15 protein-coding genes are annotated in these 14,615 nt (G+C 60.8%); 8 read left to right on the forward strand and 7 right to left on the reverse strand.

Features of this window, described 5'->3' with window-relative positions:
- Positions 1 to 2: 2 nt before the first annotated feature.
- Genes BBX35_RS09885 through BBX35_RS24085 form a run of 5 tightly spaced genes read right to left on the reverse strand, consistent with a single transcriptional unit; the run spans position 3 to position 3,585 of the window.
- Entirely contained in the window at positions 3 to 752 is a 750-nt protein-coding gene (locus BBX35_RS09885) for an ABC transporter ATP-binding protein (RefSeq protein WP_067219207.1), read from the reverse strand.
- Positions 749 to 1,588 carry an ABC transporter permease gene (locus BBX35_RS09890; protein WP_067219209.1) on the reverse strand — a complete coding sequence of 280 codons (840 nt, stop codon included), beginning with the start codon at positions 1,586 to 1,588 and terminating at the stop codon, positions 749 to 751. The genes BBX35_RS09885 and BBX35_RS09890 overlap by 4 nt, the downstream gene beginning before the upstream one ends.
- Positions 1,589 to 1,627: 39 nt before the next feature.
- Entirely contained in the window at positions 1,628 to 2,623 is a 996-nt protein-coding gene (locus tag BBX35_RS09895; RefSeq protein WP_067219212.1) for an ABC transporter substrate-binding protein, read from the reverse strand.
- Between the two features lie 3 nt (positions 2,624 to 2,626).
- A complete protein-coding gene (locus tag BBX35_RS09900; protein ID WP_067219215.1) occupies positions 2,627 to 3,124 on the reverse strand; it encodes a hypothetical protein in 498 nt (165 codons plus the stop codon).
- On the reverse strand, positions 3,121 to 3,585 hold the full coding sequence (locus tag BBX35_RS24085; protein WP_083206179.1) for a YbaN family protein: 465 nt from the start codon (positions 3,583 to 3,585) through the stop codon (positions 3,121 to 3,123). The genes BBX35_RS09900 and BBX35_RS24085 overlap by 4 nt, the downstream gene beginning before the upstream one ends.
- A 247-nt stretch (positions 3,586 to 3,832) precedes the next feature.
- On the opposite strand from BBX35_RS24085, the gene BBX35_RS09905 reads away from it, so the two are divergent.
- Complete coding sequence (locus BBX35_RS09905) at positions 3,833 to 6,112, forward strand: TonB-dependent receptor family protein (RefSeq protein ID WP_341871218.1); 2,280 nt, start codon at positions 3,833 to 3,835, stop codon at positions 6,110 to 6,112.
- 238 nt (positions 6,113 to 6,350) lie between these two features.
- On the opposite strand, the gene BBX35_RS09910 is transcribed toward BBX35_RS09905, so the two are convergent.
- Positions 6,351 to 7,487: an HPP family protein gene (locus BBX35_RS09910; RefSeq protein WP_208979811.1), complete on the reverse strand. Its 1,137-nt coding sequence runs from the start codon at positions 7,485 to 7,487 to the stop codon at positions 6,351 to 6,353.
- Positions 7,488 to 8,121: 634 nt separating this feature from the next.
- Here BBX35_RS09910 and ccoN point away from each other — a divergent pair.
- From ccoN to BBX35_RS09935, 6 genes are read left to right on the forward strand one after another with little or no spacing between them, the layout of a single operon-like run.
- Entirely contained in the window at positions 8,122 to 9,756 is a 1,635-nt protein-coding gene (ccoN, locus tag BBX35_RS09915; protein ID WP_425274578.1) for a cytochrome-c oxidase, cbb3-type subunit I, read from the forward strand.
- Positions 9,757 to 9,759: 3 nt separating this feature from the next.
- Positions 9,760 to 10,512, forward strand: a complete 753-nt coding sequence (gene ccoO / locus BBX35_RS09920; protein WP_067219227.1) for a cytochrome-c oxidase, cbb3-type subunit II — start codon at positions 9,760 to 9,762, stop codon at positions 10,510 to 10,512.
- A gap of 12 nt (positions 10,513 to 10,524) precedes the next feature.
- Complete coding sequence (locus tag BBX35_RS09925) at positions 10,525 to 10,698, forward strand: CcoQ/FixQ family Cbb3-type cytochrome c oxidase assembly chaperone (RefSeq protein WP_067219229.1); 174 nt, start codon at positions 10,525 to 10,527, stop codon at positions 10,696 to 10,698.
- Positions 10,686 to 11,567, forward strand: coding sequence for a cytochrome-c oxidase, cbb3-type subunit III (ccoP, locus tag BBX35_RS09930; protein ID WP_067219231.1), 882 nt, complete (start codon positions 10,686 to 10,688; stop codon positions 11,565 to 11,567). The genes BBX35_RS09925 and ccoP overlap by 13 nt, the downstream gene beginning before the upstream one ends.
- Entirely contained in the window at positions 11,564 to 11,755 is a 192-nt protein-coding gene (locus tag BBX35_RS22855; protein ID WP_083206180.1) for a hypothetical protein, read from the forward strand. Before ccoP ends, BBX35_RS22855 begins: the two co-directional genes overlap by 4 nt.
- 11 nt (positions 11,756 to 11,766) lie before the next feature.
- On the forward strand, positions 11,767 to 12,585 hold the full coding sequence (locus tag BBX35_RS09935) for a DUF2189 domain-containing protein (protein ID WP_067219234.1): 819 nt from the start codon (positions 11,767 to 11,769) through the stop codon (positions 12,583 to 12,585).
- 320 nt (positions 12,586 to 12,905) lie between these two features.
- Here BBX35_RS09935 and BBX35_RS22860 read toward each other — a convergent pair whose 3' ends face one another.
- Positions 12,906 to 13,319, reverse strand: a complete 414-nt coding sequence (locus BBX35_RS22860; protein WP_083206181.1) for an RrF2 family transcriptional regulator — start codon at positions 13,317 to 13,319, stop codon at positions 12,906 to 12,908.
- A 266-nt stretch (positions 13,320 to 13,585) separates the two neighbouring features.
- Between BBX35_RS22860 and BBX35_RS09940 the strand changes: the two genes are divergently transcribed.
- A complete protein-coding gene (locus BBX35_RS09940) occupies positions 13,586 to 14,524 on the forward strand; it encodes a GGDEF domain-containing protein (RefSeq protein WP_141402591.1) in 939 nt (312 codons plus the stop codon).
- The last annotated feature ends 91 nt before the right edge of the window (positions 14,525 to 14,615 follow it).

The following is a 14,615-nucleotide window of genomic DNA, read 5'->3' on the forward strand; positions in this document are numbered from 1 at the left end:
ACTCATGCGATTTGCCTCTCATCAACGTCGTGAATGTGGCGGAACAGCGGATCGCGTGCCAGCGCGGCGGCGACCCAGTCTCGTTCCTCGGCTTCGCTTCGCTCGCCAGGCGTGCCCGGCAATTGTCGATGGCCGAGGATGCCGACGCCGTGAGTGTCGAGCACGGCGACCCGATGTGAGATCCGGGCCGCTTCATGCAGATCGTGGGTGATGAACAGTCCGGACAGCCCGGCATTCGCGCAGGTTGCGATGACCAGGTCCTGCATTCGGCGGCGCAGCGCGACGTCGAGGGCGGTAAATGGCTCGTCGAAATAGATGAAGTCCGGCTGCACGGCCAAGGCGCGGGCTATGGCGACGCGCTGGCGCATGCCGCCGGACAGCTCTACGGGATATTTCGGCAGATCGCCGGGCTCGAGAGCGACCTGTTGGGCTGCCTGTGCAACGCGCTTCGCCCTGTCGCGCCGCGATACGCGCGCGAAACGCAGACCGAAGCCGATGTTTTGCGCCGCCGTCGCCCAAGGCAGGAGCGCGGGATCCTGGAAGATCATGGCGTGTCGTTTGTATCGGCGCTCGACCTGTCCCGACTTTGGCTCCAGAAGGCCGGCGGCTACATGGGCAAGTGTCGATTTCCCGCAGCCTGACGGTCCGACAAGGGCTAGGATTTCACCAGCACTCACAGCGAGGTCGATGTCCTTGAGGACTGACCGGCCAAGATAGGCGTGTTCGATGGAGGTGATTCCCAGCACAGTCATCTCTTGACACCCCAGGGTTGGGCCGCGCGGCGCCAGCGGTCGACCTCGCCCTTGACCGGCTGAACCAGCGCATATTCGACGGCGATCAGGAGCGACACGGCGATCAGCACCCATGCCAGTGCGCTCGCGATATCGAGATTGACCCGGGCATTCGCCAGCGCCCCGCCGATTCCGCCCGCATTGGCGAGGAGTTCGGCCATCACCGCGACCTTGAAGGCTGTGCCGAGAGCCAGCGTCAGTGCTGGAAACAGTGTCGCCGTCGTTTGACGAAGCCCCACGGCCAGAAACCTGCGCACAGGTCCGGCGCCGAAAGCCTTGGCCATTCGGTCGAGGTTCCGGTCGCGGATGGCGACACCCTGAGCGGCACCCAAAAACACCACGGGAAGCGCCGTCACGACGATCACGGTTCGCACGGTGGCGTCCGAGCCGCCGAACCAGATCATTGCCAGCACGATCCAGGCAATGGGCGGCACGCCGGTCAGCACCGTGATCAGCGGCGCCGCGATCCGCATCGTTGCAGGCGAGTATCCCGCGGCAAGACCGAGCAAAATCCCCATCGCCGAAACCAACGCAAACCCGGTTACGGATCGTTGCAACGTCAGTGCGGCCAGCGACCATGCCTTCCGGTCGCCGGCAAGGTGCCAAACGGCTGCGAGCGTGTCTTGTGGGGAACTGAGAATGAAGGGGCCGTAGGCTTCGTGTCCAGCCTGCCAAACGGCTGCAAGCAGAAACAGGGCGGCAAGTCCGGACCAGGCGGACCACACGAATTCCAGCAAGCGCCCGGCCCGGTCGGCAAGGCGGCGTGGAATAAACGATGCTGTTCGGGCGCGCATCATCGAACCTTCATAGGTTGCTTGGCAGCGGTGCTCGGGCGCTTACAGGTAGAAATCTTTGTCGGGCAGCTTGCCGTTGATCGCTTCCATCTCCGGTCCGCTCATCGCCGCAAGCATCCTCTCGACATCGGCCCGGGCTTCGTTGGCAGGACGTGCGACGAGATTGGAATGTGGGATCGAGGCGGCGAGCAGGGGCGCGGGCATCCCGAGCGTCTCGGTTGCATGGACGGCAGCGGTGGCCGGGTCCGCAAGAACCTGTGACGTCGCGGTGTCGATCGCAGACAGAACTGCGGGCATTGCGTCGCCGTGGGCGTCCAGGAAAGGACCCATGATCGCCAGCCCGGCTTGCGGCAGGACCGGCGCGGCTCCCGTCATTTCGCCCCACGCTGTTTGAAGGTCGATGGCTCGACGGATCTCCTTGCCGGCCTGGGCGCCAGCAATCACGGTAGCGGACGTCGAGGGTTCGGCAGTCAGTGCTGCCTCCACCCGTCCCGCCAGGAGAAGTTGCATCGCCTCGATCGGGGAGCCGGCATAGGTGATGTCGAGATCCGCTTGTGGATCGAGCCGGTGATGAGCGAGAAGCCTGGTGAAGAGGATTTCAGGCGTGTCGCCGCGAAACGGCACGGCAACCGAGCGCCCGCGCAGATCCGGGATCGCGGCGACGCCAGGAATTCCTGAGACGATGTAGAGCAGTCCGTTGGTCATCACGTTGGCCAACCGGATCGGGAAGCCGCGATTGTAGAGGTTCGCAGCGGCCTGCACGGGGGCGATCGAGAGCTGGATCGCTCCGGATGTCAGGCCTGCTCGCAACTCGTCCGGATTGCGCCAGGCCGTCAGGCTGGTCGCCGCTGCAATCCCGCCGAACAAGCCTGCCGCGATCGCATGGGCTAGCGTGACTGAGGGGCCTGCCGGCGGCCCATAGAGCGCCAGCGTTGGAATCTTTACCTGAGCACGCAGCGGCGCCGGCAGCGCGAGCAGGGCGGTTCCACCGATCGCGGCGGCGAGTACGGTGCGGCGGGAGGGATAGAGGGAAACCATGTCTCATCTCCGAGTATGGACGTGCCAAGGACGTGTGTCTGCTCTGGGCATGACGCCGGGGGGCGGGGCGGTGGTGGTCATTGATCCCCGGCGGATCACCTGAAAGGCTTCCCGCAGGAGCGAGCCCAAGACGAGGGCGAGGGCGATGGGTATGGCGTAGAGGTAGAGCGTCCCGTCTGCTCCGAGACGGTCCAGCTTCATGAAGCCTCGGTCCGGGCCAGCGACGGCATGCAGGCCGATCATCGCTGCTGTTGCCAATGGCCACAGCAGGAGGCGGCCGTAGGTGGTTTTCAGACTGGCCGAGGCGATCACAAGGCCCAGCCAGACCGGCCCCCAGTCGAGAACAAGGACGCCGAACCCGACAAGTGTAACCAGGATCGAGAAACCGAGATCCAGCGGCCACAGCGCGCCGTTCCAGGTCGCGAGTGCGACCGCTGCGACGAACAGGCCGAGGACGGCGAGAGTATGGATCGCAAGCGCGGTGCCCAGGCTCTTCGTCATGGAGTGGTTCTCGCCGCGGGTTGCGGATTGCCATCCTCCCGGTTGGGTGTCGCATTGCGCCGTCCTGTGCCCGGACGGGTAAGAATGAACAGTGCCGCGCCGGACATGCATGCGCCCTGTACGGCCAAGATCCATGGGGCCGCGTCCAACGCGAGACTGGTCCCGAACATCGCGGCCATGGTCGCGACGGACACCGCCTTGTGGCGTGGAGCGATCGCACCGCCTGCTCGCCAGCGGGCAAGAGCGGGACCGAATGTGTCGCTGTCTTCCAGTCGTCGTTTCAGCTGCGGGGAGCCCTTCCCGAAAGCTGCCGCAGCGAGAACCACGAAGGGAGTGGTTGGAACCAGGGGCAGGACGATGCCTGCCGCGCCCGCAGAAAGGGCGGCCCATCCGAGTGCTGTCCAGACATGGCGGCGAGGTGGCCTGCCGTATCTTGCCTTGTTTGCCGCAGTGGAGGTCATGTGAGCCTCAATAGGTATTTTAAATACCGATTTATATGTTAAGGCTATACGCCGTCTCAATCCTGATTGGAAGAGTCGACTTTTAGCGAGGGCGAGCGGCGACAAAATCGCGCAGATCCGGGCGTGGTATCGCTGCAGAGATCCTTGCCGAATATCCCGGTCCAGCCACCGGCCCTGAATCCTTTGGTCGATTTCAGGCGCGGCAGCCAAACCCGACGAACATCCCGTACCGGTTTGGAGGTTGAACGTGATTACGTATCGCCGTGTCTGTCTGAAATCTGCAACAAAGCCGTCCGTAGCTCTGTCCGTCTTTGGGACCTTGAGCCTGCGCCTGTTTTGCTCGACGGCTGCAGTGGTCTTTCTGGGAAGCGAAAGTGGCAATGCGCAGTCTGCGGCGCCAGGAGCCACCGTCCTCGATACGATCGTGGTCTCCGCGTTGCGCGGCGATCTGCAGGAGTTGCTTGACGGGCTTGCCGGCGGCGTTGCCGTCGTGTCTGCAGCCGAGTATCCGGTCTCCGGGCACATGACGGTTTCCCGGGCGCTTGCCGCGGTTCCCGGTGTGGTGGTGCAGGACTTCTTCGGCGGCAATGATCAGCCCAGGATCCAGATCCGTGGCTCAGGTCTGCAGCAAAATCCCGTCGAGCGCGGCGTGCTTGTGCTGCAGGACGGATTGCCGATCAATCGGGCTGACGGGTCCTATATCGTGGGCTTTGCGAATCCACGTCAGGCCGACGCGATTGAGGTGTTCCGTGGATATACCGCGAACCGTCTCGGCGCGACCGTTCTCGGCGGTGCGTTGAACTTCATCTCCGCGACCGGGTGGGCCGACCCTGGGGCCGAACTGGTGGCACGCGGCGGGAGCTTCGGTCAGGCAGGGCTATCGGGCCAAGTCGGCTACGGGGTCGACCGGTATGACGGGCTGCTCCGTTTCGATGTCAGTCGCCGCGACGGTTTTCGAGATTACAACGAGTCGAGCCGCGTCAGCCTTGGTGCGAATGTTGGACTGCAGGTGTCGGACAGGGTGACGGCCCGGATCTTCGCGGGCTACGCGGATCTTGGTTTCGATGTGGCCGGCCCGCTGCCAAAGAGCGTCATGGAAGCGGATCCGCGCCAGGTCTTTACCGGACCGCGTGTTTCCATGGGTTCTGTGCAGTTTCCGGGACCGAATGTGGTTCGAGACCGACCCAGACGCGACGCGAGCCAGTTTCTGGTCGGGTCGAGGACGACGGTCGAACTCGATGAACACACCTTTGATGTGGCGCTCGGCTACACCTACACGAAAGACATCTTCCGCTTTCCGATTTCCTCGGGCATTCGCCAAACCGAAGGTGGCGATTTCACCGGCGTGCTGCGATATGCGTTCAAGCCTGACGAGACGGCGACCCTGCCTCTGTTCGAGGCGACCGCACAATATGTCGTCGGTTCGGCCTCGCGCGACTATTTTCTGAACCAGCAGGGAGAGCAGGGCGCGCGGTTCGGTCAGAACGCGCTCGACGCGGCCACGCTGTCGGTGCATGCGGGTTTCAATCTTCCTCTGGGCGCACAGGTCACCGTTTCGCCAGCGATCTCGTTTTCCCATTCCGTCCGAGACAATGACGATGTCTATGGCGAGGCAACCCGCCCGACCATCGCCTACAATCCGGCCAATCCTTCCGTTGCGCTCCCCAACGGGGCGGTGCCGACGGAGAACACGAGCTACTCCCGGTCCTATAGCGGCTGGGCACCGAGCCTCGGTTTCACATTCCGTCCGACCGATACCCAGACCCTCTTTGCTGCTGTGAGCCGGAGCTTCGAGCCGCCGACCCACGACGACCTTCTTGCGACGGTCAACGGCACTCCGAACAGCAGCCCGGGCAGGCCCAATCCAGGCAACCCCGGAACGGCGGCGCCAGCCTTCCGCACGCCGGATCTCGATGCTCAGTCCGCCACCACTGTGGAGGCGGGTTGGCGAGGGCGGACAGGAACAGGCCACCTGTCCTGGGATGTCGTCGCCTACTATTCCTGGGTGAACAACGAACTCTTGAGCTTGCGCGATGTCACGGGCGCGTCGCTGGGGGCGGTCAATGCGGACGACACTCGGCACTTCGGTGTCGAGCTTGGCATGGGAGCGACGTTTACCGATTGGCTGAGGGGGCGGATTGCCTACACTTTCCAGGACTTCCGGTTCCACGATGACCCCGTACGGGGCAGCAATCGTCTGGCCGGGGCCCCTCGTCATCTTCTCCAGGCCGCCTTGCAGGTTCAGGCGAGCGAGAACTGGAGCCTGGGAGCGTCGATCAGATGGGTGCCGGGCAGGACGCCGGTCGATAACATGAACACCTTGTTCGCCGATCCCTATGCCGTGGTCGACCTGCGCAGCGAATACAGGATTAGCGATACCGTGTCGGTCTTCGGTGAAGTAACCAACCTTTTTGATGCAACCTACGCGTCCTCGACACTGATCGTCGACCAGGCTCGACCTGATCAGGCAGCGTTTCTGCCCGGAGACGGGCGCGCCTTCTATGCTGGACTGAAAGCAACCTTCTGATGCGGATATAGTAAGGCTTTTCCAGTTCGTGAGCGTCCCAAGTCTCTTCTCGGCCAATCAGTTCCGTTCTAGGAGCTATCGTCGTCGCGCCGAGAGAGACGAGAGCGCGGCCACGATGGCGCCGTAGAGCAAGGTATTGCCCTGCGGCTTTACGCGCCTGAGAAAGGATGAAAAGTCGATAGTTGCCGCAGGAGAGTGCTTGTCGATCTTCACGACATGGACCCCTTGCACAATAGAGCTATGCCGCGCGCTGTATGAGACCAGCGAGGATCGTCCGCCTCGCAAGGACCACCAGGAGATCGGAGCGGGTCACAATTCCGATGATCCGCCCGTCGGACAGAACGGGTGCAGCTTGAACGCCGCTGTCGGAGAGGAGTTGCACAAGAATGCCGATCCCGTCTTCCGGCGCCACGATGGACGTCTCTGCCGTCATTACGTCACGCGCGAGCGCACCGCCGCGCACATTTTCCAGCATTCCCAGAAGCGCTGAGGAGAAACGGTCCCGCCGCAAGAGTGCGTCGGCACGCGCGCGCTGAATCAGATCGTTCTGGCTGATGAGCCCGCGAAACCGGCCATCATTGTCGATCACTGGCAGCGTCTTGAACCCATGCACACGAAAGAGGTCGGCGACGCGGCCGAGCCGGGTTTCCTCCGTGACGCAAACGAGGTCGCGCGACATGACGTCAGAGCAGGTCAGATCATCGAAATATCTGCGAGCCGCCTCGGCTTCGGCTGCAGCGAGAACGCGCCCGAAATCTTCCGCTCCGATATTGGCGCTGAGGTTGAAACGGTCGAGAACCGCCGCCAGGTCGTCTGCCGACAATCCCAGGCGACGTTCCGGACTTGCATCAGCTGTTGCGTGCTGTCCTGCCGGAGAGGGTTGGCGAAACGGATACTTGCGCCCCGTCAGGCGGTTGTAGAGCACCGCCAGCCCGACTAGCAGCGCCGTGTCCAGCATGACCGGCGATAGAACGAACCCGAAGCTCAGGCCTGCGATGTCTGAAGACGAAAGGACTGTCGCAAGCGCAACGGCCGCTCCCGGCGGATGCATTGCCCGTAGAAGTGCCATGGCCAGGATGGCGCCTCCGACACCCAATCCTGCCGACATTTCTGTGCCAAGGTTGAGACCTAGAACCGCGACAGCCACGAGGGCCGATACGGAATTCCCAACGACAGCTGACCAGGGTTGCGCGAGCGGAGAGTTGGGGACCGCAAAGACCAGAAAGGCTGTTGCGCCAAGCGGCGCAATCAGCAGAAAATCCGAGGAACCGCCGCGCCAGGTTTCCAGAGCAAGAAGAACGATGCCGCACACGGCAAGGCCAAGTCCGGCTCCCAGGGCGGCACGCAAGGTCTCCGCTGGCTTGGGGCGGGACATGGCTGGGCCTAGCGCCCTGAGCATGAGCACACCCCGGACTTTCAAGCCGTTGCGAAGCGGTGCCGTGACCGATTTGGCTGCTCTGGCTGGATCTGATCGTTTATGAGGGCTGTGCGGCACGTCTGATGTCATCTTCAGAAAGAGAGCGTCGCATCCGGATGTACGAGGCGCAAAAGGCGACGAACACCCGGTGCCTGCCGCACACCTGAGCGGTCCGAGGCAATTCCGCAGTCATCCGGCTTTCGATGCCGGCTGCAAAGGACTGATGCCCAAGGGAGAAGAGCTGGCAGCGGAAAAGGGAGGCAGGACCATTTCCATAGCGTGAGTGTCCTAAGCCAATACAGAACCGGCCGCAATGCGGTGGGTGGCCGAGAGGCGGGGATAGTGAATTTGTTTTGAGCTGCGTAAACCTACTTGCGGAGCTATCTGCACCGCGCAGTTCAGTATCTCTCGAGCGTTCCAAAATTTCGTTGCGCGAGCTCTTTGTCGTCGGCAAGTGCATAAGCATTTATACAGATGTTAATTATTCGGGAATTCGTCAGGTTCGGCTTGTTCTAGCTTTCCAACGGTTGAAGTGATTGGAGATTCGGGGGAAGCTGCCGTCGTGACAGCTGCGCAGGGATCGGGAAACATGTTGGCAAATCTCACCTCCTCCGAGCGACAGACCGCGCTGGTTCTGGCTGGTGGTGTCGCCGTTGCAGGTTTGGTGATGGCGGTTCTCGGACGCTCCGACGTGCTGGGTGTCCACGGTGTGATCGTTATGCTTTGCGGAGGTTTTGTCGCCTGGCGGATCATGTCCTCCTTCTATGCAGCCGAACCGACGCAGGACCGATCCGTTTCCTATTATGACGATCCGATCAAGGCCGGTATCGCCCTTGCGATGGCGTGGGCCGTCTTCGGCATGTTCATGGGGGTCTGGGTCGCGGCGCAACTCGCCTGGCCGGATCTTGCCTTCGATGCCGCTTGGTCGTCCTTCGGACGGCTCCGTCCGACACACACGAGCGGTGTTATCTTCGGCTTTGGCGGCAACGCGCTGATTGCGACATCCTTCCACGTGGTGCAGCGGACATCGCGCGCGCGGCTTGCGGGGCAGGTGAGCCCCTGGTTCGTGCTACTGGGCTACAACCTGTTCTGCGTGCTGGCCATATCTGGTTACCTGATGGGGATCACCCAGTCCAAGGAATACGCGGAAGCTGAGTGGTATGCGGATATCTGGCTGGTCATTGTCTGGGTCACGTATTTCATTCTCTACATCAAGACGATCGCGCGCCGGAATGAGCCTCATATCTACGTTGCCAATTGGTATTTCATGGCATTCATTGTGGTTGTGGCGATCTTGCACATCGTGAACAATCTCGCTCTCCCGATCTCCTGGGGGCACGCGAAGAGCTACACGATATGGCCTGGCGTGCAGGATGCCATGGTCCAGTGGTGGTACGGTCACAACGCCGTCGCCTTCTTCCTGACGGCAGGCTTCCTCGGAATGCTGTACTACTATCTGCCCGTCCGGGCACAGCGTCCGATCTTTTCCTACAGGCTTTCCATCCTCAGCTTCTGGGGTATCACCTTCTTCTACATGTGGGCGGGCTCGCACCATCTCCACTATACCGCGCTCCCTCACTGGGTTCAGACGCTGGGCATGACCTTCTCAGTCATGCTGTTGGTGCCCTCCTGGGCTTCGGCAGGCAATGCCTTGCTGACGCTGAACGGCGCCTGGCACCGGGTGCGCCAGGATGCGACGCTCCGCTTCATGATGGCTGCGGCCGTGTTCTACGGATTGTCGACCTTCGAAGGGTCCTTCATGGCGATCCGGCCCGTCAATTCTCTCTCGCATTATACGGACTGGACGGTTGGCCACGTTCATGCAGGAGCGCTCGGATGGGTCGCGCTCATTACTTTCGGATCGCTCTACACCCTGGTTCCCAAGTTGTGGAAGCGTCAGGGCATGTATTCCGACGCTCTGGTTGAGGTTCATTTTTGGCTATCGATCGCCGGGGCGCTGATTTACGTCTTTGCGATGTGGAATTCTGGTATCATTCAGGGCCTGATGTGGCGAACCTATACAGAGGATGGCGCTCTATCCTATTCATTCATAGACTCTCTCGTTGCGATGTATCCCTATTACATCGCCCGTGCCTTCGGTGGGTTGCTTTTCCTCATCGGTACGATCATCGGTTGCTACAACATGTGGATGACGGTGCGATCCGCTCCGCACGCCGCGCCCGAAAGGGACGCCCCGGTCACACCTGCAACCGTGCCTGGAGAATGAGCGATGCCTGAGCTCTTCCACCGTAAACTCGAGCGTTCCGCCGTTCTCTTCGTGCTCGGCATCATCGCGGCTGCCAGCGTCGGGGGCATCGTGGAGATTGCGCCGCTCTTCACCATCGACGAGACGGTCGAGGATGCGCCCGACATGCGCATGTACACGCCGCTGGAGCTCGCCGGGCGCAACATTTATATTCGCGAAGGCTGTTATGCCTGTCACAGCCAGATGATCCGCACGTTGCGGGACGAAGTGGAGCGGTATGGGCCCTATTCGGTTGCGGTAGAGTCGCAATATGACCGCCCGATGCTGTGGGGCTCAAAACGCACGGGTCCGGACCTCGCGCGCATCGGTGGAAAATACTCCGACTTCTGGCACGTCGCCCATCTCAACAACCCGCGTGATGTCGTTCCGGAGTCCAACATGCCAGCCTATCGATGGTTGGCACGTACTCCCCTGAAGACAAATGACCTGCATCTGCATCTGGCGGCGCAACAGGCGCTCGGCGTGCCGTACACGGCGGAGATGATCGAGAACGCGGCCAGCGACGCCTACGGTCAGGCAACGCCCGATACGGACTATGCCGCAGGCGTCGTCGAGAGATATGGCGAAGAGACCAACATCAGCGCATTCGACGGCGTGACCACGCGCGTTACGGAAATGGACGCGCTGGTCGCCTACCTCCAGGTTCTGGGCAGACTCACCAACGCGGCCTACGAGAATACGGCTGCTCCGGAAACAAAACCGGATCCCGACGATTGAGGAGGAGTGCGGATGGATTTCGATCACAATGCCGTTGTCGCATTCTCCAAGAGCTGGGGGCTTTTCTATCTGATGGCCTTCTTTGTCTGTGTCCTTGTCTACGCCTTCTGGCCGTCGAACAGGTCACGTTTTGACAGGGCCAAACACAGCATTCTCGACCGGGACGACACGCCATGGCAGAAGTAGAACGCGATCCGGTCAGCGGTCGCGAGACCACTGGCCACGAGTGGAACGGCATCAAGGAACTGGACACTCCGGTTCCGCGTGGTGTGCTCATGTTCCTGATCGTGACGCATGTCTGGGCAATCGTCTGGTGGTTTCTGGTGCCTTCCTGGCCGTTGGGAACGACCTACACAAAGGGCCTGCTCGATATCGACCAGAAGACTACGGTTGAGGCGCGCGTCATTGAGGGACAACGGGAACGGGCGAACTGGGCGACCCGCCTCGAGAGCGAGCCCTACGAGGCGATCCTTTCGGACGAGAATCTGATGAATGTCGTGCGAAGCAGCGGGCGGCAGCTTTTTGGCGACAATTGCGCAGCCTGCCACGGCCGCGATGGCAGGGGGCGCGCGAACTATCCGGATCTCACCGATGACGACTGGCTGTGGGGCGGGGAACCGGCGCTTATCGAGGAGACCTTGCGCGTCGGCATCAATACCCTCCATCCGGAGACACGCATTGCCCAAATGCCCGCATTCGGGCGCGATCAGATGCTCGATCGAGAGCAGGTTCGCAGCGTGGCGGCCTATGTCTATTCCCTCTCCCACCCGGATTACTCGACGCCAGACAATCTGGACCGCATCCAGGCGGGACAGGAGGTGTTCGCAACGACCTGCGCCGCGTGCCACGGCGAGAACGGCGAGGGCATCCGTGATGTCGGTGCCCCCAACCTTACCGACCCGTACTGGGTCTATGGCGGCGACCTCGACACCATTATTGCTTCGGTGCACGGCGGACGGCAGGGGCACATGCCGACCTGGGATGAGCGTCTGACCGCTGCCGAGATCAAGACCCTTGCCCTTTATGTCCACGATCTTGGAATGCGACAGCCATGACGACACCCGTGCATCGCTCGCGAAAAGCGTGGCTCGCATGGTTGCTGGTGCCGGCCGGGTTGCTGCTTTTTGTCGGAGCAAACGTTCATCTTGTCTATGTGGCCGTACAATCGCAGCCCGACTGCGTGGATCATCTGAAGGCGCCGGTTGAGGGCGAGGGCTATCGCGCGGCCAAGTCGGCATGTTGAGGAGAGCGAGGATGGGCGAGACCAACAAGTCGTACTGGTTGCTCAGCGAGACGTCGGGGATCGGCGAGACCCGCGATCCGAAACTTCAGCGCCACCTTCCGCTCTTCGAGGGATTGCGTTGGTTGAAGGCCGGGTGGCGAGACTTCTGGATCAGACCGGCTGCCAGCGTGGCATATGGCGGCGGCATCTTCGTCCTGTCGGTGCTGTTCGTCTGGACGCTGGTCGCATTCGGACGTGATTACATCCTGTTTCCTTCGCTGGCGGGGTTCATGATCGTGGCCCCGTTCCTTGCCGTCGGGCTTTATGAGAAGAGCCGGGCAATCGAGAAGGGAGGCGAGATCGGCTTCGGCGCGATGTTGCGGGTCCGTCCGAGCGCAGGAGCGCAGGTGTTTTTTACTGGCCTGCTGCTTTGCCTGTTGATGCTGTTGTGGAACCGCGCGGCAGTCCTGCTTTGGGCGCTTTTCTTCGGAGTGAGCGCTTTTCCGGGCCTCGAAGGGGTCGTGCCGGTGCTGTTTGGCACGCTCTATGGTTGGGCAATGCTGCTTGTGGGATCCGCCATTGGGGGTCTTTTTGCATCTTTTTCATTCGCAATCAGTGTCTTTGCGGTTCCGATGCTTCTTGATCGCCGGGTCGACGCACTGACGGCAATGGGGACCAGCATGAAGCTGGTGTGGAACAACTTGCCAACGATGGTCATGTGGGGCGGCATCATGCTCGCCCTCTTCGTCCTTTGTGTCGCGACCGGCTTGATCGGGATGATCGTGATCTTTCCGCTCCTAGGACATGCCACTTGGCACGCTTACAGAAGCGTCGTGCGAGAGGACGACTGACAGCAGACTATGGGCCAACCAACACACGACGGAGGATCTGTGTCGTCTCACATCGATTCTGGTCTCATGAATGTCTGAGAGAGGAGACAAGATGTCGCATGCTTCTGACAGGCGTTTCGATTGGGTTGCCGCACTTGCATTGGCATCTGGGGTTGCAGTTATTCTGCCAAGTCTGCTTGCGCTGGCTATAGCTATTCTCGCGATAATCGCGGCATGGGCGTAATATCCGCGGTAATCCGTCTTGTGATGCCTGCCCAGCCGGTGACGAGGAGGATCACTGTTTGTCAGCATCTGCCACGCACCAGCTTCGACCGTCTCACCTAATGGTTTTGTGGCGGGAGAGCTATGTCGGCAAGTGTTCCGAGGTCGAGATCGGCGAAGAAGGCGGACTCGGCTGATCGCAAACGCGCCTTCAGCCGGCAGCGCCCATCTAGCGTGCAGCTGCTAGTTTCTGTGACGAAACACTCTACAAGCGAATGGCCATCTTCCAGTATGTTTACGACCGCACCAAGTTTGATGCGATTGGGCGGTAGTGCAAGAATGGCGCCCCCGCCGCTGCCACGACGCGTCTCGATCAGTCCACCTTCTGCGAGGCGTTGCATGACCTTGGCCAGATGATTGCGCGACAAACCGAATTCCCTGGCAAATTCAGCTGTAGAAAAAGCACGTGTCGGCTCCCCCGCCATTCGCATTAGCATCCGTAAGCCGAAATCGGTGAAGGATGTGAGGCGCATTGCTTTCAGGATCTTTCCAATTGATGTCCGTCATGTTTATGAACAGGATCATTCTCATATGCAATCCTGGCGCAATTGCGTGCGGCGGTTCTTTGGCGTGCGAATAACAAACTTCCCGATTGTGAATGCGGTTTGCAGACCCGAGCAGGATTCGAAGGGTGCCGATTCTTTTTTGTTCAGGTGGATATTCTCTTGTATTTTAAGGAAATATAAATAGATCTTCATCAAGATTCTCGATCCCATCTAGCGACGCTTGGAAATGAAGGGTGGTTGAGCCAACAAACGATCTTCAGAGCCTTCAGACATCGTATTCGCTTATGCGAAAAACGTTGGATCTCCTGCCTGACGGCGTTCTGATCATCGGCCGCAACCGCGAAGTTCTGTACTTCAACGAAGCCTTCGAGCGGCTTTGGCGAATTCCGCGAGACGTCGTGGAAGCTGGAGATCGGACGATGCTCGCGCATGTGCTGGATCAGCTCGACGATCCTCAATCGTTTCTGGAGCTCGTCGAGCGTCTCTATCATCGTCCGGATTCGTCTGAGGACGAGCTGACGTTCAATGATGGCCGCGTCTTCAATCGCCGTAGCGTGTCACTGGATGCCGGCGACGGCGGGTATAGCCGCATCTGGATTTTCAGCGACGTAACCGAAGCCTGGAGCGCGCGGATCGACCCGCTCACCGGACTGCTCAACCGGCGTGCCTATGCCAGCGAATTGCCGGAATTCATGTCGTCGCCTGCGGAAGGGGCCGTCAAGTCTTTCGCCTTGGCCGATGTCGATCGGTTCAAGGCCTATAATGACCGCTACGGTCATGCGGCGGGAGACCAGGTTCTGGAGCGAATTGGCGAGATTTTGAGTGAGGCCTGCGACCGAAACTCGGCCGAGACATATCGCATTGGCGGTGAGGAGTTCGCGATCACATCCCTGCATCGGGATCAGGCTGCTGCAATCGCGTTTCACCGGGCCATCATCGATCGCGTGAAGGAGGCTGCGATTGAGCATGGCGGAAACCGACCCCACGGGGTTGCCACTGTGTCTATGGGGCTTGGACTGTTCGCGGGGTGTGGCAACGCCAAGACGATTTTTGCGACCGTTGATCGGGCGCTTTATCGGGCGAAGAAGCTGGGTCGGAACACGGTGACCTTGGCAGAGATCGGAAGGGGAGGGCACTCGTCTTCAAATACGACAGATGAGCCTTCCGGTTGATGCAGCGAGTTTCATTATGCGGCCGGCAGTGTCGAAAGCGGGTGGTGCAGGTTTGAGGTGAGCGGAGCGTGGCATGGTTGGATCCAGCAGA

Source organism: Stappia indica (assembly GCF_001696535.1).
Taxonomy (GTDB): domain Bacteria; phylum Pseudomonadota; class Alphaproteobacteria; order Rhizobiales; family Stappiaceae; genus Stappia; species Stappia indica.